At 65.0% G+C, this 20,221-nt stretch carries 23 protein-coding genes and 1 pseudogene; 16 read left to right on the plus strand and 8 right to left on the minus strand.

Annotation, left to right across the window (positions count from 1 at the left end; translation table 11 throughout):
* The first annotated feature begins 1 nt into the window (after window position 1).
* The 6 genes from C464_RS01410 to C464_RS01435 all read left to right on the plus strand — a co-directional run bounded on the left by C464_RS01410 (window position 2) and on the right by C464_RS01435 (window position 4,028).
* Window positions 2–1,330, plus strand: a complete 1,329-nt coding sequence (locus tag C464_RS01410) for an ABC transporter ATP-binding protein (RefSeq protein WP_006111697.1) — start codon at window positions 2–4, stop codon at window positions 1,328–1,330.
* On the plus strand, window positions 1,330–1,731 hold the full coding sequence (locus C464_RS01415) for a DUF7555 family protein (protein WP_006111698.1): 402 nt from the start codon (window positions 1,330–1,332) through the stop codon (window positions 1,729–1,731). The genes C464_RS01410 and C464_RS01415 overlap by 1 nt, the downstream gene beginning before the upstream one ends.
* A 43-nt stretch (window positions 1,732–1,774) precedes the next feature.
* The gene (locus C464_RS01420; RefSeq protein WP_204365981.1) at window positions 1,775–2,263 is read left to right on the plus strand and encodes a DUF7529 family protein; all 489 of its coding nucleotides are present in this window, start codon (window positions 1,775–1,777) and stop codon (window positions 2,261–2,263) included.
* A gap of 120 nt (window positions 2,264–2,383) precedes the next feature.
* Window positions 2,384–3,328 carry an ABC transporter substrate-binding protein gene (locus C464_RS01425; protein ID WP_006111700.1) on the plus strand — a complete coding sequence of 315 codons (945 nt, stop codon included), beginning with the start codon at window positions 2,384–2,386 and terminating at the stop codon, window positions 3,326–3,328.
* A gap of 73 nt (window positions 3,329–3,401) precedes the next feature.
* Window positions 3,402–3,668: an AbrB/MazE/SpoVT family DNA-binding domain-containing protein gene (locus C464_RS01430; protein WP_049910756.1), complete on the plus strand. Its 267-nt coding sequence runs from the start codon at window positions 3,402–3,404 to the stop codon at window positions 3,666–3,668.
* Window positions 3,669–4,028, plus strand: coding sequence for a type II toxin-antitoxin system PemK/MazF family toxin (locus C464_RS01435; protein ID WP_006111702.1), 360 nt, complete (start codon window positions 3,669–3,671; stop codon window positions 4,026–4,028).
* A gap of 49 nt (window positions 4,029–4,077) precedes the next feature.
* On the opposite strand, the gene C464_RS01440 is transcribed toward C464_RS01435, so the two are convergent.
* Window positions 4,078–4,536 (minus strand): hypothetical protein, encoded by a 459-nt coding sequence (locus C464_RS01440; RefSeq protein ID WP_006111704.1) that lies wholly within the window; start codon window positions 4,534–4,536, stop codon window positions 4,078–4,080.
* 56 nt (window positions 4,537–4,592) lie between these two features.
* Here C464_RS01440 and C464_RS01445 point away from each other — a divergent pair, with 56 nt between their 5' ends.
* On the plus strand, window positions 4,593–5,660 hold the full coding sequence (locus tag C464_RS01445) for an ABC transporter ATP-binding protein (protein WP_006111705.1): 1,068 nt from the start codon (window positions 4,593–4,595) through the stop codon (window positions 5,658–5,660).
* Window positions 5,657–6,511, plus strand: coding sequence for an ABC transporter permease (locus C464_RS01450; RefSeq protein WP_006111706.1), 855 nt, complete (start codon window positions 5,657–5,659; stop codon window positions 6,509–6,511). The genes C464_RS01445 and C464_RS01450 overlap by 4 nt, the downstream gene beginning before the upstream one ends.
* A 37-nt stretch (window positions 6,512–6,548) precedes the next feature.
* On the opposite strand, the gene C464_RS01455 is transcribed toward C464_RS01450, so the two are convergent.
* Complete coding sequence (locus C464_RS01455; protein WP_049910757.1) at window positions 6,549–6,728, minus strand: hypothetical protein; 180 nt, start codon at window positions 6,726–6,728, stop codon at window positions 6,549–6,551.
* Between the two features lie 145 nt (window positions 6,729–6,873).
* Window positions 6,874–7,509, minus strand: coding sequence for a bifunctional 4-hydroxy-2-oxoglutarate aldolase/2-dehydro-3-deoxy-phosphogluconate aldolase (locus C464_RS01460; protein WP_006111707.1), 636 nt, complete (start codon window positions 7,507–7,509; stop codon window positions 6,874–6,876).
* 192 nt (window positions 7,510–7,701) lie between these two features.
* Here C464_RS01460 and dgoD point away from each other — a divergent pair, with 192 nt between their 5' ends.
* From dgoD to kdgK1, 3 genes are all read left to right on the plus strand, one after another.
* Window positions 7,702–8,853 (plus strand): galactonate dehydratase, encoded by a 1,152-nt coding sequence (gene dgoD / locus C464_RS01465; protein ID WP_006111709.1) that lies wholly within the window; start codon window positions 7,702–7,704, stop codon window positions 8,851–8,853.
* 43 nt (window positions 8,854–8,896) lie between these two features.
* Window positions 8,897–9,766: an SDR family NAD(P)-dependent oxidoreductase gene (locus tag C464_RS01470; protein WP_006111710.1), complete on the plus strand. Its 870-nt coding sequence runs from the start codon at window positions 8,897–8,899 to the stop codon at window positions 9,764–9,766.
* Window positions 9,767–9,888: 122 nt separating this feature from the next.
* Window positions 9,889–10,845 carry a bifunctional 2-dehydro-3-deoxygluconokinase/2-dehydro-3-deoxygalactonokinase gene (kdgK1, locus tag C464_RS01475; protein WP_006111712.1) on the plus strand — a complete coding sequence of 319 codons (957 nt, stop codon included), beginning with the start codon at window positions 9,889–9,891 and terminating at the stop codon, window positions 10,843–10,845.
* An 81-nt stretch (window positions 10,846–10,926) separates the two neighbouring features.
* Here the strand turns inward: kdgK1 and C464_RS01480 are convergent, their stop codons facing one another.
* Window positions 10,927–11,376: an acyl-CoA thioesterase gene (locus C464_RS01480; RefSeq protein WP_006111713.1), complete on the minus strand. Its 450-nt coding sequence runs from the start codon at window positions 11,374–11,376 to the stop codon at window positions 10,927–10,929.
* Between the two features lie 181 nt (window positions 11,377–11,557).
* Here C464_RS01480 and C464_RS01485 point away from each other — a divergent pair, with 181 nt between their 5' ends.
* Both C464_RS01485 and C464_RS01490 read left to right on the plus strand, forming a co-directional pair.
* On the plus strand, window positions 11,558–13,162 hold the full coding sequence (locus tag C464_RS01485) for a methyl-accepting chemotaxis protein (protein WP_006111714.1): 1,605 nt from the start codon (window positions 11,558–11,560) through the stop codon (window positions 13,160–13,162).
* Complete coding sequence (locus tag C464_RS01490; protein WP_006111715.1) at window positions 13,155–13,886, plus strand: G protein-coupled receptor family protein; 732 nt, start codon at window positions 13,155–13,157, stop codon at window positions 13,884–13,886. The genes C464_RS01485 and C464_RS01490 overlap by 8 nt, the downstream gene beginning before the upstream one ends.
* A 362-nt stretch (window positions 13,887–14,248) precedes the next feature.
* Here the strand turns inward: C464_RS01490 and C464_RS01495 are convergent, their stop codons facing one another.
* The 3 genes from C464_RS01495 to C464_RS01505 form a co-directional block, all read right to left on the minus strand.
* Window positions 14,249–15,076 carry an undecaprenyl-diphosphate phosphatase gene (locus tag C464_RS01495; protein ID WP_006111716.1) on the minus strand — a complete coding sequence of 276 codons (828 nt, stop codon included), beginning with the start codon at window positions 15,074–15,076 and terminating at the stop codon, window positions 14,249–14,251.
* 45 nt (window positions 15,077–15,121) lie between these two features.
* Window positions 15,122–15,739, minus strand: coding sequence for a hypothetical protein (locus tag C464_RS01500; protein ID WP_049910758.1), 618 nt, complete (start codon window positions 15,737–15,739; stop codon window positions 15,122–15,124).
* Window positions 15,740–15,802: 63 nt separating this feature from the next.
* Window positions 15,803–16,903 carry a DUF4330 family protein gene (locus C464_RS01505; RefSeq protein WP_006111718.1) on the minus strand — a complete coding sequence of 367 codons (1,101 nt, stop codon included), beginning with the start codon at window positions 16,901–16,903 and terminating at the stop codon, window positions 15,803–15,805.
* 168 nt (window positions 16,904–17,071) lie between these two features.
* Here C464_RS01505 and C464_RS01510 point away from each other — a divergent pair, with 168 nt between their 5' ends.
* A complete protein-coding gene (locus C464_RS01510) occupies window positions 17,072–17,473 on the plus strand; it encodes a VanZ family protein (protein WP_239640161.1) in 402 nt (133 codons plus the stop codon).
* Window positions 17,474–17,826: 353 nt separating this feature from the next.
* A pseudogene (locus C464_RS19500) lies at window positions 17,827–17,988 on the plus strand (RNA-guided endonuclease InsQ/TnpB family protein); the annotation flags it as partial.
* 41 nt (window positions 17,989–18,029) lie between these two features.
* Here the strand turns inward: C464_RS19500 and C464_RS01515 are convergent.
* Window positions 18,030–18,917: a hypothetical protein gene (locus C464_RS01515; RefSeq protein ID WP_006111721.1), complete on the minus strand. Its 888-nt coding sequence runs from the start codon at window positions 18,915–18,917 to the stop codon at window positions 18,030–18,032.
* Between the two features lie 148 nt (window positions 18,918–19,065).
* On the opposite strand from C464_RS01515, the gene C464_RS18270 reads away from it, so the two are divergent.
* Window positions 19,066–20,211: a hypothetical protein gene (locus C464_RS18270; RefSeq protein ID WP_152420854.1), complete on the plus strand. Its 1,146-nt coding sequence runs from the start codon at window positions 19,066–19,068 to the stop codon at window positions 20,209–20,211.
* Window positions 20,212–20,221: the final 10 nt, after the last annotated feature.

Consider the following 20,221-nt stretch of genomic DNA (forward strand, 5'->3'; position numbering starts at 1 on the left):
AATGAATACGACGCCCGAACAAGAGCATCAAGCGACGACTGCCGACGACGAGGTGCTGGTCAGCGTTCGTAACCTGCGAAAACACTACGGTGCGGACAGCTTCCTCTCGGACGATCCGGTAAAAGCTGTCGACGGCGTGAGCTTTGATATCCATCGCGGAGAGACGCTCGGGCTTGTCGGCGAGTCCGGCTGCGGAAAGACCACGCTCGGGCGGACGCTCATTCGGCTGGAAACGCCTACGAGCGGCGAAATCCGGTTCGACGATACCGATATCACGACGCTTTCCGGCAGCGATCTCAAGCAGTGGCGACGGAACGCACAGATGGTGTTTCAGGACCCCGACTCGAGCCTCAACGAGCGGATGACCGTCGGGGAGCTGATCCGCGACCCGCTCGACGTTCACGACTGGAAAACGAAATCGGAACGCGACGAGCGGGTGCGCGAACTGCTGGAGAAGGTCGGACTCTCGGAGAATCACTACTTCCGGTACCCTCACCAGTTCTCTGGCGGCCAGCGTCAGCGTATCGGGATCGCTCGCGCGCTCGCGCTCGAACCTGAGTTCCTCGTCCTCGACGAGCCGGTCTCGGCGCTCGACGTGTCGGTCCAGGCCAAGATCCTGAACCTGCTCCGGGACCTCCAATCCGACCTCGATCTGACGTACCTGCTGATCGCCCACGACCTCTCGGTCGTCCGCCACTTGGCCGACCGCGTCGCGGTGATGTACCTCGGCCATATCATGGAGCTCGGCGAGACCGAACGACTGTTCGAAAACCCCGCGAATCCGTACACTCAATCCCTGCTATCGGCGATTCCCGAAGCGGATCCCTACGCCGAGTCCGAACGGATCACGCTCCGCGGGGCGCCGCCGAGTCCACGGAATCCGCCGGAGGGCTGTCCGTTCTCAACGCGCTGCCCGACGAAGATCCGCCCCGAAAAGTACCGCTCCGTCGACGACGACGTCTGGCGGGCGATGGAAGAGCTCCGAGGGATCCTGCGAGAACGGGCGCGTACCGACCGCTCGATAGCCATGATCGCCCGCGAACTGCTCGGGCTGGAGACGCGACTCTCCGACATCGACGAGATCGTCGAGGAAGTGTTCGGTGGCGTCGACCTCCCGCCCGAGCTGTCAACCCACGTCGACCGCGTCGTCCACGAGGTGACCGACGGGAACCCCGAGGCCGCTCAGAGCTACTTGAAACGGGAGATCGGTGGCCCGTGTGACACCGACACGCCCGAGTACTACACCGTCGACGACGACGGGCGGTCTAGCTACTGCCATCGCCATACCGCGGAGTACGATCCACCGTCTCCGACCCTCAGATCCGAGTGATGTCGGCGGATCGGACGTATCCGGTCGCGGTGTTTCTCTCCAAGACAGTCGACGGCGTCATCTACGCCGTCCTCACGGCGGGAGCCGCGTCGCTCGTCGGGTTAACCGTCGGGGCGTTCTTCGCGGAGCCGCTGGTCGTCCTCAAGCACCTGCTGTTCGTCGGCGGGTTCTTACAGGTTGGCGTCGGTGTCGCACAGCTCTGGCCGACCGACTCGTCGGACGTCCGAGAGCCGGATCCCGACGCGGCCACTCGGACGCAGCGGGTCGTGGACCGACTCTCGCTGACCCGACGTCTCGGCCTCCCCGCCGGACGGCACTTCGCTCTCGGCACGAAACGGTCCCTCTCGGGGCTGGCGATCCTCCTCGTGTCGTTCGGACTGGAGGCGGCGTTCGGCGTCTGACGCCGTCGGGAGGTATTTAACTAGCATTTCCATATCTCGGATCGTGCCCGAACCAACCGATGACACCCCGGCGAGCGTTGAGGCGCGAAAAGACGCGTGGCGCCGAACGCTACAGGAGATGGAATCGATCGCGTCCGAACTCGAAACAGAGGGGTGGGAGACAGTCGCGATCCCGGTCGGCCACGCCGCGCCCGAGATCCCCGATGTCGGCGAGGAGGATCGGTTCGGTTTCGTTCACGTGATCCCCGGCAACCACGAGTCGGCGTTCCGGGAGGCGTTCGAGGCGGGCGGCTTCGAGCGCTACGACGTGTTCCACCGAGAGATCGCCGGGAAGGTGTTCTTCCTTCTCCAACTGCTTGACGCACCGTCACGGAACGCGATCCTGCTCGCTGCGCAGTATGACGAACAACACGGACAGTCGCTCCAGTCGGTGGCCGAGGACGAGGGGGTGGTGTACACCCACGTCCAGAAACTCGACGCGACCCACCTCGGTACGTTCCGACACGACGAGCCGGGGAAGTTCTTCCCCTGAAACTAACCCGGCCGCCGTTATCGGTCCACTACAGCGCTCCGTTCGTATACGAGTCGGGGTGGCCACACACTCGCTCCGTGCGACCCCTGGCTTTTCACGTCCGACCGACTCATATCAAGTATGCGCGTCGCCTCACTACTGCCCTCCGCCACCGAGACGCTGTTCGCGCTCGGCGTCGAGCCGGTCGGTGTCTCCCACAGCTGCGACCACCTGGCCGCCGCCCGCGAGCTTCCGACGCTGACAAGCACGGTCGTCGACCACGCGGACCGCTCGGCGGCCGACATCGACGAACAGATGCGCGAAGTTGACGGCGCGGTCTACGACCTCGACGAGGAGCGGCTCGCGGCCCTCGACCCCGACCTCCTCGTCACGCAGGCCACCTGCGACATCTGCGCGGTCGACGCGAGCGAGGTCCGTGCGGCCGCCGAGCGACTCGACCGCGCGCCCGACGTGCTCGTGTGTGACCCGCACTCCTTCGCCGACGCCCTCGACGACGTGGTGCGGATCGGCGAGGCGGTCGACGCGGCCGACGCCGCGACCGCGCTCCGGGGCGATCTGCGCGAGCGCGTCGACACGATCCGCGAGCGCGCCGAGCGCGCCGTCGCCGACGGGGGCCACCCCCGAGTCGCCGTCCTCGACTGGACCGACCCGCCGATCCGCGCGGGCCACTGGGTGCGCGACATGGTCGAAATCGGGGGCGGTGACCCGGCCTTCCAGCCCGACGGGCCCTCGGAGCCGGTCGCGTGGGACGACGTGCGCGAGTTCGACCCCGAGGTGCTCGTCGTCGCGCCCTGCGGGTTCGGCCGCGACCGCGCCGTCGAGGCAGTCGGCGACCTCGCGGCGTGTCCGGGCTTCGACGACCTCTCTGCCGTGGTCGATGGGCGCGCGTACGCGGTCGACGGCAACGGGCTCTTCAATCGCCCGAGCCACCGGCTCGTCGACTCGCTGGAGGCGCTGTTCGCCTGTCTCCACCCCGAGCACGCCGCGACGGCGCCGACCGCGCACGAGCGCGTTGCGGCCGTTGACGATACCGCCAAGCCGTCCGTGCGCGCCGACGGCGGTTGACATCCTCCGTGATGATCACCGACTGAGGGCCCCCATCGAAGTGTTTACCAGTATGAATATGATATGAATGTGTATGAGCAAGGGTGAACGTCGGAAGATCGGGGAGCGAGGTCAGGTAACCATCCCGAAGGAGCTCAGAGAACGGTTCGGACTCATGGGCGGCGACGATGTTGTGATCCGCGAAGAGGCGGGGCAGCTCGTCATTGAACGCGCGGTCACTCGCGAGGAGTTGGCTGAGGGATATCGCCGACGGGCCCAGCGGACCGGTGAACTTGCCGAGCAACTAGAGGGCATCTCGACAGAGGCGAATGACCACCTTGGCGACAGCCCGGACTGGTAGATGGCTATATCAGTCCATCGTGGGGACATCGTTATCGTCGAACTCGATCCGACCGAAGGGTCTGAACAGCGAGGGACGCGTCCGTGTCTCGTCGTCCAGAATGATGTCGGGAATGCGAACGCACCGACGACGATCGTCGTTCCGTTCACCACCTCGTTCGGCGAGCAGCGCTATCCGTTTGAGGTGTTCGTCTCGGCCGACGAATGTGCGCTTCGGGAGGATTCGGTCGCACTCTGTAGTCAGATTCGAACTATCTCCATCGATCACCGCATTACTGAGAACCTCGGATCGTTACCGCAAGAGCGGATGGAGGGGGTCGATACGGCACTCGAGTACAGCCTCGGGCTCACGGTGATCTGATCGAGAGTAGTGAGGCGTTGCCGCCTATTCACCGGTTTCGGTCGGCCGATCACGTCTCCGCCCGGTCGCGCAACCCCGACAGCGTCGCCGCCTCGCGGAGGTCGGCGACGGTACAGTACCACGCGCCGCGCACGCCGTTCAGGTCGTTCTCGACGGGGCTATCGAGGGGCACCAGCTCGTCGAACTCGAAGACGACTACCACGCGCTCCTCGGAGAACGGGTCGATAAGCGCCGCCCAGTCGGCCTCGTTCATCGGTCCCGGCTCGCCGCGCGCCTGTTCGGTGCGGGCGTCGACGTGGGCGTAGTGGGTGATCGCCGACACTGGCGCGGTGCGGTAGAAGGCCATGTACGCGAAGTCGGCGCGGGTGCGGTCGTACGAGCGCGGCGCCGGGTAGAAGCCGGCGCGGCAGCGCTCGAAGGTGTCTGGCTGCGTCGCGACGACACAGACCCGGGCGTCGCCCGGCGCGTCGTCCTCGGGAGCGTCGGCGGCAAAGCGGTCGAGGTCCACACGCGGTATCACCGGCGAGCGCGGATATATCCGCCGCCGGCGCGTAACAGGGGTAGATGGCACGGAGTGCGACGAGCGCGCGCGGCGGTCCCCGCGAGCGCGACGAGACTAACGCGGCACGCGGCGAGGAGTCGCCCGCCGATCGGTCGGGGCCGCCGGCCCTCTCGGTCGACGGGCTCACCAAGCGGTTCGGCGAGGGCGACGAGGCGGTGACCGCGGTCGACGACGTGAGTCTCACCGTCGAGCGCGGCTCCGTCGTCGGCCTGCTTGGGCCGAACGGCGCGGGCAAGACGACGCTGATCAAGTGCGCCCTCGGGATCGTCATCCCCGACGCGGGGTCGGTCCGGGTGTTCGGCAACGACGTGCGCGACGGTCGCCGCGCGGCGTACGCCGACGTGGACGCGATGCTGGAGGGCGCGCGCAACGACTACTGGCGGCTCACGGTCCGCGAGAACCTGCGGTACTTCGCGACGATCAGCGGGGTCGACCCCGACTCCGTGGCGGCGCGTCACGACCGGCTGCTCGACCGGCTCGATCTGGCCGACAAGGCGGACACGCCGGTCCGCGACCTCTCGCGGGGGATGAAACAGAAGGTGTCGCTGGCGAGCGTGCTGGCGGGGGGCGCGGAGCTCGTTTTCCTCGACGAGCCGACGCTCGGACTCGATGTCGAGAGCGCGCGAACGCTCCGGGCGGAGCTGCGCCGGCTGGCGGTCGAAGAGGGGCTCACCATCGTCGTCAGCAGCCACGACATGACGACGATTGAGGCGGTGTGCGACCGCGTCGTCATGCTGTCGAACGGGCGGATCGTCGCGGACGACAGCGTCGAGGCGCTGCTCGGCGCGGCCGACCGCGACGCCGTTCGGGTAGCGAGCCCCGACCTCAACGCCGAGACGGTCGCGGGGGTCCGCGAGTCGTTCGAGATAGTCGATGTCGACCGTGAGGCGCGGCCGCCGACGGTGACGGTCGCGGCCGGCGGCGACCGGTTGTACGACCTGACCGACGCGCTCCGCGCGGCTGGCGTCACCGTCTCCGACATCCGCACGGTCCAGCCTGACCTCGAAGAGGTGTTCCTCGAACGCACCGGGACCGCGCCCGACGCGCCGTCCGGGGGTGACCGGCGGTGAGCGCGGACACCACACCGCCAGAGGAGCCGGCGGCCGAGGGGACCGGCGACGCGGCGCGGGCCGGTGACGACCCCCGCCCGGCCAGCTACTACCATCTGGCGCGGGCGGTGTTGTACCGCGAGTACCTGATCTTTGTGCGGTACCCCGCCAACGCGATCGGCGGGATCGTGGTGTCGCTGTTCTTCTTCGCCGCGCTGTTTCTCGGCGGGCAGCTGCTCGCCGGGCAGGCGCTCACCGACTCGATCGAGGGGATCGTCGTCGGCTACTTCCTGTGGACGCTGTCGGTGGGCGCGTACTCGTCGGTGTCGAACGACATCGGCAGCGAGGTACAGTGGGGGACCCTCGAACGCCACATCACCACGCCGTTCGGCTTCGCGCCCGTCGCGCTGCTGAAGGGGGTCGCGAAGGTGGTGCGAACCTTCATCACGAGCGCGGTGATACTCGCCGCGATGCTCGTCATCACCGGAACGCGGCTCAGCCTCGCCCCCGTCACCGTGGTCGTCGTCGCCGGGCTGTCGATCGTCTCCGTGCTCGGCCTCGGCTTCGCCGCCGGCGGGGTGACCGTGCTGTACAAGCGGATCGGCAACTGGCTCAATCTGCTCCAGTTCGGGTTCGTTGCGCTCATCTCCGCGCCCGTCTTCGATCTGCCGTGGACGCGCGTGCTCCCCCTAGCGCACGGCAGCGCTATGCTCCAGCGCGCGATGGTCGACGGGGTGCGGCTGTGGGAATTCCCGCTCGTCGACTTGGCGCTGCTCGTCGTGGTCGCGGTCGGCTACCTGTTCGGCGGCTACCTCGTCTTCCAGTTCGCCACGGCGCGCGCCCGGCGGCTCGGCGTGCTCGGCGACTACTAAGCGGCCCCTCGCGGCCGACGGAACCGGCGAGGGCCGCCTACCCCGCCGCGTCGGTCTCGTCGGCCGTCAACACGGCGTAGATCATTGCCACCGGTATCGCCGCGCCGAGCGCGCCGGTTGGGACGACCGACCGCGGCGCGCCCACGAGCAGCAGCAGTCCGACCGCGACGCCGGCCGCCGCGCCGCCAGCGAGGAGCACCGCCCCGGATCTTCGCATGTCCGATCGATGATCGCGGAGTCGTATGTACGTGCCGAGTCGTCGACTCGCGGGGCGCGAATGTCGCGGTCGCGGTCGACGCCGGTGTCTCAGTCTCGCGCGGTCAACGTCTTCGTGTCAGTCCCGCGGGGTCGATGTCTCCGCGTCAGTCCCGCGCGGCCGCCACCGCCTCCACCACCGCTCGCGCGTTCGCGGCGATTCGGTCGTACGCGCCCGCCTCAACGGCGTCGTGGTCGACGATGGCGCTGCCGACCCCGACGGCCGTCGCACCGGCCTCGATGTATGCCCTCGCGTTGTCGGCGCTCACGCCGCCGGTTGGGACGAGTGGGATCTGCGCGAGCGGCCCGCCAAGCGCTGCGACGTGGTCGGGGCCACCGGTCTTCGCCGGAAACACCTTCACGAAGTCGGCGCCCGCTTCGAACGCATCGAGCGCCTCGGTCGGCGTGTAGGCCCCGGCCGCGATCGGCGTACCGTACCGGTTCGCGGTGCGGATGACTTCCCGGTTCACGGTCGGCGTGACGACGAACTCCGCGCCGGCGAGCTGTGCCGCCCGAGTGGTCTCTGCGTCGAGGACGGTGCCGACGCCGACCGCGGCGTCGACGCGGTCCGCGACCGCCTCGATGGCCGCCGTGACGTTCGGCGTGTCCGCCGTTATCTCTAGGGCCGTCACGCCGCCGTCGGCGACCGCCTCGGCGACGTCCGGGGCGTCCTCGACGGCCACGCCGCGAAGGATGGCGATCACGCCCGTGTCCGCGATCCGCTCGGCGCTGTCAGGTCGCATGACGGCCCTCCGCCGCCGAGCCTCTTAAATCGGCCTCGTTCGGCGGCCGGAGCGACTTCCCCGAGGGGAGTGACCGCCCGATCGCGCCGCACACCCCGATTCGTCGACCGCCCTAACGCGCCGCCCGACCCGCCGACCGCCCTGTTTTTAATCGGCTCCTGCCGTTGTCGATACCACGGAACAGACCCGACAATGCACATTACTGACTACGAACTGTTCGAGGTCCCGCCCCGGTGGCTCTTTTTGAAGCTGACGACCAGCAACGGCGCGGTCGGCTGGGGGGAGCCGGTCGTCGAGGGCCGGGCCCGAACGGTCGCGACCGCGGTCGAGGAACTGCTCGACAACTACCTGCTGGGCGAGGACCCGACGCGGATCGAGGACCACTGGCAGACGATGTACCGCGGGGGCTTCTACCGGGGCGGCCCCATTCTGATGAGCGCCATCGCGGGGATCGACCAGGCGCTGTGGGACCTGAAAGGGAAGCAGTTCGGGGCTCCGGTCCACGAGCTGCTCGGCGGGCGCGCCCGCGACCGCGTCCGCGTCTACCAGTGGATCGGCGGGGACCGCCCGGCCGACGTGGGCGAGGCCGCCCGCGAGAAGGTCGACGCGGGCTTCTCCGCCCTGAAGATGAACGCCACCGCGGAGCTCCGCGCGGTCGACACGCCCGCGGCGGTGAGCGACGCCGTCGACCGCATCGCGGCGGTCAGGGAAGCCGTCGGCGACGAGGTTGACATCGGCGTCGACTTCCACGGCCGCGTGTCGAAGCCGATGGCCCGGCGGCTGGCGTCGGCGCTCGAACCGTACGACCCGATGTTTGTCGAGGAGCCGGTGTTGCCGGAGAACAACGACGCGCTGCCGGCGATCCGCGCGTCGACGACCGTTCCGATCGCCACCGGCGAGCGGATGTACTCCCGGTGGGAATTCAAGGAGGTGCTCGAAGCTGACGCCGTCGACGTGATCCAGCCGGACGTCTCGCACGCGGGCGGTATCACCGAGGTGAAGAAGATCGCCTCGATGGCCGAGGCGTACGACGTGTCGGTCGCGCCGCACTGCCCGCTGGGCCCGATCGCGCTCGCCTCGTGTCTCCAGGTCGACGCCTGTACGCCGAACGCGCTCATTCAGGAGCAGTCGCTCGACATCCACTACAACGAGACGAGCGACGTGTTGGACTACCTGGCCGACCCGTCGGTGTTCGACTACGAGGAGGGGTTCGTCGACGTCCCCGACGGCGACGGCCTCGGCATCGAAATCGACGAGGCGCACGTCCGCGAGCAGGCCGAGAAGGACGTCGACTGGCACAACCCCGTCTGGCGGCATCCGGACGGGTCGGTCGCGGAGTGGTGACGATGCGAGGAGCCACTCAGTCCGGGCGCTCACGGAGGGAGCGATGACCCGCCGCCACGACTCGCCGCGCGAACACGCCGTGCCCAGGCGCTTCACGGGGCAGACGGCGATCGTGACGGGGTCGACTCGGGGCATCGGTGCCGGGATCGCAGAGCGGCTGGCCGCCGAAGGCGCGAACGTCGTCGTTAGCGGCCGGAGCGAGGACGCCGGCGAGGCGATCGTCGAGCGGATCGACGAGGCGACCGGCGGGGATTCGGGCGACGCGGACGCTCCGACCGGCGACGCGGTCTTCGTCCGCGCGGACATGCGCGACCCGGACGACGTCGCCGCGCTCGCCGAGGCCGCCGTCGCAGAGTACGGCTCGCTCGACGTACTCGTGAACAACGCCGGCGTCCAGACCGAGACCGCGGCCGACGAGGCGACGCTTGACGACTGGGCGTTCGTCGTGGAGACGGACTTCCGCGCGTACTGGCTGGCGGCGCGGGCGGCGCTCGACCACATGGACCGGGGCGCGATCGTGAACGTCTCGTCGAACCACGCGCACGCGACGATGCCGAAGTACTTCCCGTACAACGCGGTGAAAGCCGGGATCAACGGGATGACCCGGTCGCTCGCGGTCGACTTCGGCCCCCGCGTCCGGGTGAACACGGTCGTCCCCGGCTGGGTGGAGATCGAGCGCACCCGCGACGAACTCCCCGAGGGGCGGTTCGAGTCGGTTGAGTCGATCCACCCGACCGGGCGCATCGGCACGCCAAGCGACGTCGCCGGGGCGGTCTCGTTCCTTGCGAGCGAGGACGCCGCGTACGTCACCGGTTCGGCGCTGCTCGTCGACGGCGGCCGCGGGGCGGTGCTCCAAGACGATGTGCTGCCCGACTACCGGGCGCGCGAAGGCTCCACTGGCGACGAGGAGTGACCGCCGCGGCCCGGATCATCGTCGCGACTCGGCTTACCGCCGCGGACCGCGATCGCTTTTAGGCGTCCGCCGTCAGGGTCGGGTATGAGTCCACTCGACGTCCGTGGCGTGAGGTGGGCGGCATGACCGACCTCGTGACCTTCGGTGAGACGATGCTCCGGCTGTCGCCGCCGCGCGGCGATCGACTGGAGACAACGCGCGAGCTGGCCGTTCAGGCTGGCGGGGCGGAGAGCAACGTTGCCGTCGGCGCGGCGCGTCTGGGCGTTGACGCCGCGTGGCTCTCGAAGCTCCCAGACTCGCCGCTCGGCCGGCGGGTGACGAGCGAGCTCCGGAGCCACGGCGTCAGCCCGGGAGTCGCGTGGACTGACCCGGCGGAGAGCCGGGTCGGAACGTACTACCTCGAACACGGCGGCGTCCCGCGCGGGACGAACGTGATCTACGACCGCGCCGACGCCGCGATCACGACTGTCGAGCCCGACGAACTCCCTACGGAGACGCTGACGGGGGCGCAGTGGTTCCACACGACGGGGATCACGCCGGCGCTGTCGCCGACCGCCGCGGCCACGACGACCGCGCTGTTGCGCCATGCCGGCGAGGCCGGCGTCACCCGATCGTTCGACCTCAATTACCGGTCGAAGCTGTGGGAGCCCGACGAGGCGCGCGAGGCGTACGCGGCCCTGTTCGAACACGTCGACGTGTTGTTTGTCCCGCGCCGTGACGCGCGCGAGGTGCTCGGCCGCGACGGGAGTGCCGTCGAGGTCGCCCACGGGCTCGCGACCGCCCACGGCTTCGAGACCGTGGTCGTCACCCGCGGCGATGAAGGGGCGCTGGCGCTCACGGACGGCGACGTGTACGAGCAGCCGGTGTTCGAGGCGGAGACGTTCGACGCCATTGGCACTGGCGACGCATTCGTCGCCGGGTTCGTCGCCGAGCGGCTCCACGGCGGCGATGTCTCCGACGCTCTAGAGTGGGGGGCGGCGACCGCGGCCGTGAAGCGGACGACCGACGGCGACCTCGCCGTCACGACCCGCGCGGAGGTCGAGTCGGTTGTCGCCGGCGGCGACGAAATCAGCCGCTGACGCTCGTCGGGCACGCTCGCCGGTGGGACTTCGCTGGGGTTTCCCCGCCGGTGGGCCCTTGTTGGGGACGAGGCCGTCGGCTCAGCGGTCGTCGTCTGGCTCCGCCGCGAGCGCCTCGTCGCGGAGTTCGCGGCAGCGCTCGCCCGCGACCTCCAACTCCGGGACGGGTGTGGGGTCCCCGTCGGCGTCGACGGCGACGAACACGAAGTACGACTCCGTGGTGAGTTCGCGCTCGCCCGTGCGCGGCGACTCGCGGTAGGCGCGGATTCGCGTCCGGAGGCTCGTCCGCCCGACTGCGTACACGTACGACTCGATGACGCAGGTGTCGCCTTGCGGGACCGGCCGCTTGAAGTCGAGCCCGTTTATTTTAGCCGTGACGCAGGTCTCGCCGGCGGCGCGCATCGCCGACATTGCGCCGATTTCGTCCATCCACTTGACGACGTTGCCCCCGTGGGCCGACGCGTAGTTGTTGGTGTGGGTCGGCTGGACGCGCTGGCGGTTCTCGATGTAGGTCTCGCTGACACTGGGCATGGATCCGGGTGGCGCGGCCGAGGGAAAAGCCCGCGCCCCGACGCCCCCCGTCGCTGCGCGGGTGTCCAACTCTCACTTGTCAGGCGATCTGCCGGGGGCTCCACGCTCGTTGCCGCGATTATCTATCCGGATAATCTTGCCTACAATACTAAGTATGGTGATCCTTTTTATTCGATCAGATATGCTGAACGTAATCACCGCGCGGTATGGCCGACGCGTCGGAGCGACGGTGCTTCTGGCGCTCGCCGTCACGCTCGGGTTCGTCGCCCTTTTCGCGGGCCATGTCGCGACAGTCGGGACGCTGTCGGCGGCGATTGCGTCGCTCGTCGGGATCGGGGTTGTTGTCACCCTGAATCTAGGCCTATTGGGAATTGTCTTGGTTGGGAACGTCGCCGTCGAGCTCCGGCGGCTGACGGAGACGGCTGAGGCGGTCGGGCGCGGCGAGTTCGACGCGAGCGCGAGTTCTGACCGTGGCGACGAGATTGGGCGTCTCTTCGACGCCTTCGATGAGACCCGGCGGTCGCTGCGGGACGCAGTTGCCGAGTCCGAGCGCGCCACGTCAGAGGCGGAGGAAGCCCGTGAAGAGGCCGAAGAGCTCTCCGACACCCTGCTTGACCGCGCCGACGAAATCGGCGGTGCGATGGAGCGGGCGGCCGACGGTGACCTCTCACAACAGCTCTCAGAAGAGAGCGAGGTCGACGCAATCGAGCGGATCACGACCGCGTACAACGAGATGACCGGCGGGCTCTCGACGACAATCGAGAACATCCAGACGTTCGCGGGCGACGTGGAGGCGACGAGCGAGGAGATGGCCGCCGAGGCCGACGACGTGGCCGAGATGAACGAGGAGGTGGCCGCCGAGATGCGGACGCTGGCCGACGAGTTAGACGAGCAGACCGACCGGCTACGCGAGACGGCGGCCGACACGGACGACTTCTCCGCCACGGTCGAGGAGATCGCCTCCACCACCGACGAGGTGGCAGGCGACGCGAGCGCTGCGGCCGAGCTCGGCGAAGAAGGCGAGCGGCGGGCGACCGAGGCAGTCGAGGCGATCGTCGCCATCGGCGACCTGTTGGCGGAGCTCGACGACCTCGTTGCCAGCCTCGACGACCGGATGGATGGCGTCGCCGAGACCACCGACGTGATCGCCGACATCGCCGAGCAGACCAACATCCTCGCACTGAATGCCTCGATCGAGGCGTCGCGGGCGGGCGGCGACGGTGACGGATTCGCGGTCGTCGCAGAAGAGGTGAAAGGACTCGCCGAAGAGACACATGAGTCCACTACGGAGATTGAGGCGACGATTGGCGATGTCACCGAGGATGTCTCCGAGGTCGCTGGCGAGATGGACCGCACGATGGCGGAGTTGGACGACACGACCACCGCGGTTCAGGCGGCAGGGGAGGCGATCGAAGAGCTCACTGGCACCGTTGAAGACGTTGACATCGCAATGGGTGATATCGCGCGGGCAACTGACCAGGGAGCCGAGGGGATTGAGTCGGTCGCGGCCCGGGTCGAAGAGGTCCACAGTTCGGCGACCGCCGCAGCCGACCGCGCACGGACACTGGCCGAGACCGCCGATGACACCGCCCAGACGGTCGGCGACCTCGCGGAGACGGCGACGGCGCTCGCCGACCGCACCGCCTCCCTCTCTGAGCGGCTCGACCAATTCGAAACACGCGACACAGACACGGTTGATGGCCAACACACAACGCCCACGACCGCGGCCGGGTCACAGCCTGCGGACCCAACTGTTGTTGACCCAGAGGTGAGCGCGGATGATTGAGCCGTCGGCGATCCGATTCGTCTCCGCCGGTGTGTATGCCGTCTCCGCGGTCGTGCTACTGGTGCTTGCGCGGCGCAAGCCTGCCGCCTTGCGGCCGTACTGCTACCCGTTTGTTGGGGTTGTCGGGATTGCGGCTGTGGGGGTAGGGCTATGGGCGGCCGGCGTCGGAACGTTCTCAGTCGGGAGTGGCACGCTAGCGGGCGGCCAGCTGCTCACCGACTACGTGGGGTACATGTTCCTGTTTGGCTTTGCGGCGTTCGTCTCGGGAGTGAGCCGGCGGTACGTGGGCGGTGTGGTAGCCATCACTGCGTTCCTCCGGCTGGGCTACGATGTCGCCGAAGTATTTGACGGAGCGGCCGCGCTCGCCGGTACCGGAGCAATCTTCGTCGGATACGTTGCGCTGCTAGGGCTCTTCTTCGGGCCCATTGCGAGCGCGGCGGCTGCGCAGCCGCCCGCCCGCGAACTCTTCTTCAAGAAGACGCGGAACCTCGCGTTGTTCGCGTTCGGCGTGCTGATCGCGTGGGCGATGTTCCAGATCGCCGGCCTCCTCGATCAGTTCACGGGCACAGTGACGCTGGAGTATCTTGATCTCCTCTTGCGGGTTGGCTTCGCCGGCTTCGTGTTCGCGAACGTCGAGACGCTGGCAGCGGAAGGCGGAAACGATACGGAGAGCGTTGACGACACCGGACAACACAGTGGTTCAATGGGGACAGGCGCAGACTGACCACCACGGCTGTCACCTGCCTGTCGTCCGGCTTGTAGCTAATTAAACAGTAGTGTCGCAACAATCGCTGTCAAGACAACAATCAAAATCGCTAAGCGAACTACGTTAACAATCTCAAATTTATATATAGATTGCGAGCGTATACCCTCGCCTTTAGTCGGAGGAGAGGGTCAAATGGTCGGGACTGTATCCGTTGTGTTCGCACACGGACACGACATCTTTCACACGGATTCCTGTCTCTCCTGCCGTTGGTGCTCCGTCGCTGTGGTCGCTATCCCAAACCATTCCCATACCAAAGAATCGATTGTACCGAGTTGAAACGCATAGTCCAGCCGACCCGGATGGTGGGTCCAACTGCGTGCTTACACGATGAGCGCGATGCCGCCCCCGCCAACGATTGCGATCGCGCCGAGCGCGAAGCACACGGTCGCGAACGGCACCCGCTCGACGACCCGCATGAGCGCGTCAATCGTGACGTACCCCACGACGGCGCTCACACCGAGCGCGACAACCGCTGGGATGGGATCGATCCCGGGCAGGCCACCTGCGCCCACAACGGTCAGAAGGGCCGCCCCGACGCTTGCGGGAATTGACAACAGAAACGAGAGCCGAAACGCGCTTGGCGGGTCGTAACTGCGGAACAACAGCGTGCTTGCCGTCACGCCAGATCGCGAGATACCAGGCAGGATGGCGAATCCTTGGGCGCTCCCAACCAGTATGGAATCAACGAGCGAGGGGGTCTCACGCCCGCCCATACTGACTGTGTTCGAGACGCGTTGGAGTACCCCGGTGATGATGAGCAGCACGCCAATAACCGCGATGAAGACGCCACCGGTGAGCTGGCCGGCAAGGTCGACGGCGAACACGTAGAGTGGAATGCCGACGATTCCGGTGAAGAGTGACGCCACCACGATGTATGAGACAAGTGCGTGTTCGCCCTCGTACGCTGTGGCCGGCCGCCAACTGGGCGCCGCTCGGAGTGCGGTAGCAAGTTCGTCGCGGTAATAGGTGGCGGCCGACAACGTCGTTCCAACTTGGAGGAACAGAGCGAGTTGAACCGCGACCGCAGGATCCGTCCCGACGAGCGTGAGCACGAGCGAGAGGTTTCCTTGACTCGACACGGGAAGCCACTCGACGACTCCCTGGACGATTCCGGCGAGAACGGCGATCAACAACTCCGTGGTAGTCACTAGCTGATTCGGGCGCAGGCAATCACTTAACAGGCGCTGTTTGCGTCAGCGGTGGTGCGACTGGTCGTCGGCTGCGTCTGTTGTGTTCGTGGGCGCGGCCGATGACTCGTCTTCGGTGTGTGTATTTTGGGTGTCGTTCTGGGCGGGTGGCTCCGGTGGTTCAAGTGCGGCAATAAGCAACTCGACTGGGCGCGTTTCGCGGAGTTCTGCCCAGGTACGGCGCTCACGTGTGGCGACTGCGCCGCCGACGATGAGTCCGGCTGCGATTCCGAGTCGGATTGTGCTCACGTTCTGGGTGGCAACGCTTGTGAGCGCGGTGAGGAGTCCGCCAACGAGCAGCATAACTCCACCAACGACTAGTGGCGCTGCCAGTGTGCGCTGGACACCAACTTGTACAGCAGACGCGGCCCGTGAGTCCTCGAACGCGGGCAACACACGCTCAATCACTGCGTCAAGCAGGCGAATGAACGGTCCAACAGTCCACGTCTCTCGCAGGTCGATCACAATCACATCTGGGTCCGGTTCGGCGGTCAGCCAGCGATAGAGATACGACCCTTTGAAGAGTGTAATAGTCCGACGCCATAACTGACCGAGCCGTGACGTGCGGGCGGCCCGCTGGATCGCGGTTGCGGATGGTCTATCGGCCTCCGTCTCGTCACCCATCTGAATTGGCGGTTGGGTACGGATCCATGTAGTTTGTGGCTTTCTGGGGTGGAGTTGAGGGTTTTACTGACTCACGGAGACGACCGTTGCGTTCACGCTAACGGTTCCAAAATCAAGTGTGGCAGTCGACCCCTGTCGGAGCTGATCGCCTTTAAATGCGAGCCCGCTTGGCGTTTCCCGCAGTTGGAGCCGAGCGGTGATCGTCACGTCACGGTTGACCGGGTGATCAACGACATTGACGCTTCCATCCTCGCCGGTGGCGATGATGAGTGACGGCTCCGTCTCAACGCGTGTGACGCGGGCCACAGTGGTGTCTCCGGCGCGTTCGGTCATGCCAGGCTCAATGGCGTCCGCGAAGTCCTCGCGAACCTCCTCCATCCGGAGTGTCACGGTCCGGGTTGTGGTTGCGCCCAATGAGATGTCACCACCGACTTGGTCGATTTGGCCGGTGAGGGTATACTCGTTTGCTGGGAGTGTAACTGACTGCCCCCGGCGCACGGCGTTGCCGCCAAACCGGAGCCGGTCCTGTTGGCGGTGAGCGGTGAGCGTCGTCTCGACAAGGAGTTGGCGCTGATCTGCCTGATTCGTTGTGTAAGTGGTTACATCGTTAATTTGTGCTATCGTCCGGTCGCTAAGCTGGATTTCATCCCCTGGGGTGACCACTTGGGCGGTGGCGGCATCAACTCGGCTACTCAAAAGGACGCGCTGTTGTTCGGTTGACAGTGCGTCGCTGTCGCCCACGTCACGAATCTGGCCGCTGATCTGGTAGCGGTCGGTGGTGATGTCGAGTGTGCGCCCAAGCCGGGGTGGCGCGCCCTCATACATGAGACTCCCCTGATCGTTGCGTTCGCCCTCAAGTGCGACCCGAAGTGTAACCCGGCTAGTGTCGTCTTGCGGTGTGAGGTACACGTCGGTGACCCGGAGCGTCGACGTGCTATCGGTCTCGTAAGTGTCGCCCTCTTCAATTTCGTCAACGACGTACGGCGAGACCGTCCCCACATCAAGCGTTGCGTAGGTGGTATCCGTCTCTGGGGCGGGAGCGGAGTTGTCTGTAAGCACAAACGCGGCGCCCGCAACGACGACGGCAGCGATCACCAACACGACAAGCGCGTCGATCACATTGACGCGGCCGAACAGACGGCCCTCGTCGTCGATCAGCTCCATTTAGATCCCTCCGAGCGCGGCATTATTGGTATTGACCGGAGCGCGGGTGAAAAGCGTATTTGTTCGGCGATCTGGTCAACAACCCTGTGTTTTTTGCGTGGTGTCTGGCTGGGTGTGAATACACTGACTCGCGTTCGGCTTCCACTTGTGCCGCGGTGGCTCCGGCTTGTGGGCGTTGGAGTCGTCGCGGAGACAATCCTCTATTTTTCGGTGTTTACACCACCTGGGAGCGGGGTGATTCGGACTGGGCCGCTTGGCGCGGTCCCGTACAGTACGTGGCTTCATGGGTTGGCGTACGCCGGGCTCGCTGTGACGCTTGCGTATGCGCTTCAGGACCGACCGTGGCGCGACCGGACCGTGTTGATCGTTGTGTTCGTCGGTGCTGTGGGGTACGGTGGGAGCATTGAGCTGCTCCAGTCGACGTTGGCCGCGCGGACGGCCGGTTTTGGGGACCTGCTGGTGAATGCGATTGGCGCTGCGGTTGCCGCTGTGAGTTGGCGGGTGCTCACGCGGTGGGTGCGGTTCTATCGGCTTCGGCGAGTTACCGACATCGAGCAGCCGATACAATAGCCCATGTTTGCTCGTATTCAATCGGCCGGCTCGCTCCGTCTCATCTTCGGGTGTTGTTGTCTGCTTGCGTGTCTCGGTGGCGTTTATACTGGTATGCCACTGTATGAGACAACAATCGATACACAAGCCCCTACTGAAGAGGCGATGGCGGACTCACTTGCGGCGTACTCACCTGCGGGGGTTGAGCCAATTGCTTTTGAAACGCTCTCGGCTGAAGAGCAAACTGTAATCAAGAAGACGATTCAGTCACCAGCCCGTGTCCACACAGACCGCGGTTGGTCGGCTCAATCTGTTCAGCTCACGTATCGGAATGATGTCGCTTTCATCCAATTCGTTCAGTATGAAGGGGCAATCGACTTCATTCGAGGCAAACGTCTTCGGATGGAGGCGCACCCTGTCAGTGTGCGCTGACGTCAGGGACGTTGAACCTGAACGGCGAATTTATCGCCTCCGTCGATTCGACGGCAGAAGGGGAGTCCACTGACAAGCCCACGACTTCAGTCGTGGGTCACTGACGAGCCATCCCCCTGATCGAGGGGTTACACAGTCGTGAGTCTCAACTCTGGTTAAATCCGTAAGCGGCCTGTTCACGACGTTGTGACACTGCCGTTGGGGTATCAAACACGCGGCTATCGCTGTCGTCCATCCATGAGAGTACTGTTAGTGTCGTTTGTAGCTCGTCGTCCACAGTATGTTGATCGCTTAGAGTTTCGATGATAGCAGGCGGCCACGGTGGCTCGTTGCTGCTCTCAAGCTCGGCACCTGTAGTAACGCCAGCGTCGGCGAGCGTCGTCGCCACAGGCTCTGGAATTGTTTGTAACTCACGCAGCGTTGTCGATGTCAACTTTTGATCAGGGTCAACACTCACCTCGATGGGCGAGGAGAACAGATTGTTGTCGGCGTCTTCAATCTGCGTGGTAGCGTCCGCAAACGAGTCTCGAGCCTGCCGAAACCGTATTCGGGCGAGTGTATGATCGCCTTGTGTATGGGCCCCGATAGCCACCTGAAAGCTCTGTTCTGCCGATTTGAGCGTCTCGGTGAGGTTTTTGCGTTGGGTGTGGAGGGTCCGAACCGCTTCTAACTCACTTTCTGTCGAGTCGATAGTATCCTCAATCTCGGTGTGTGTTTTGCTCGCTTCGGGATTGAGTTTGTTGAGCGCAGCCTGATACCGGGTGAGAGCTGCGGTGTAGGCCTCGATAGCTTCCTCGAATTTACGCTCTTCTCTGGCACTAGCAGCCGTATCAAGAAATGTGTCGGCTGTAGATCGAAGTTCACCGACCGATGAGGCATCGAGCGTCCGCTCTGGATTGTGTGATGTCTGCTTCGTGCTGGGTTCTTTTTGGCTCGCTTCGGCGGCTCCGATCAGCCTGAGCAGTGCGAGAGAAAAGATAACCATGGCAATCACGACCCCACCGGTCCACATCATATACGAACTCTGGAACATGGCTTGTGGTCAACGGGGACGACGCATCAAGCTATTGGACAATTAACATTATTGCCCCAGAGCGGTCTCTTTCGGTGTATCCAGTTGATGATCTCTCTTAGGGGTACCCATTAAAACCAAGTTCACTAATTACAAAAATGTCATCTGTATGATTGAGTACTGCGAGAACGAAAAACAGCTTCCCGACTCTCTCCGAGGGTACATCATCGATGCGATCGGTGAGGATGAGACGTTTCGTGCCGCCGTTAAAACAACAACTGGCGGATTCACAGAAACGGTTTGGTTAGTATTGACTTCCGAGAAGGTGATAATTGTCGTCTCTAAGCTGATTGACGCGACCTTGGAGTCTGTACCGTTGTCAACTGTTACAGAAGTTGACTCTCGTCTTGTTGATTTACCAGATGAGCGCCGGCGAGAGCTTTCCATCGCGACGATTGACGAGACGTTTACATACGAGCTTCATGACCCAAACCGAGAGTTCATCGACAAGGTCCAGACGGCCGTTGCCGCCGTTCCCGACCCAGAACTCACAGACCCGACTCATCCAACGGACGTTGATCACGTTATTCAAAACTGCGAACGGGTTGTTGATGCCGCCGAAAGCGCTCACAGTGAAGGACTACTTACTGAGGCTTCTGACCAGTATGAGACGGCCATCAGTGGATACCAGACGGTTCTTGAACGACTCCCAGCTGACGATGGCCGGCGAGACGCCATCCAGCATACGCTGAGGGACCTCCAAACTACTCACCAACAGGTTGTGGATCTTCAAGCGCGTCGCGAAACGCTTCGCTCACGGCTTACCACTGCGGAGAATAGCTTTCAAACTGCTGTGAGGGCACATCTTGAGCAACGACAGACGGTCGCCAAGATCCGGTATCGCGAGGCTCGCAACGGGTTTGAGAACGCGCTTGATCTGCTAACGACCGATTCTCCGGTGCTTGTGACGCCGATTGAATTTGCTGTGGAGGCTCACTCTCTTTCAGTTTCTGGATCGCTTGCTGAATATACCCCACTGTCAACAACCACCATAGAGGCACTCAGTGCCGATGAGATCACAACTGTCGCAGATCTCCAAGCACGAACAACGGGGCCTACAAGCACTGACGACGCCGACACCGGGCCGGCGCTTACGATAGACGACCTTGTTGAGACACCAGCTATTAGCCAAACAGATGTCCCACCCCTTCTGGCGCTTGCGTGTCAGCACACAGACAGCGTTTCCTTCAAGTCCCGAGATGACATCCAGCGACGCTTCGAGCAAGCGCTCTCGGGATATCACGCGACCGTCTAATCGTCTGATT

Origin of the sequence: Halorubrum coriense DSM 10284, assembly GCF_000337035.1 — an archaeon.
GTDB lineage: Archaea > Halobacteriota > Halobacteria > Halobacteriales > Haloferacaceae > Halorubrum > Halorubrum coriense.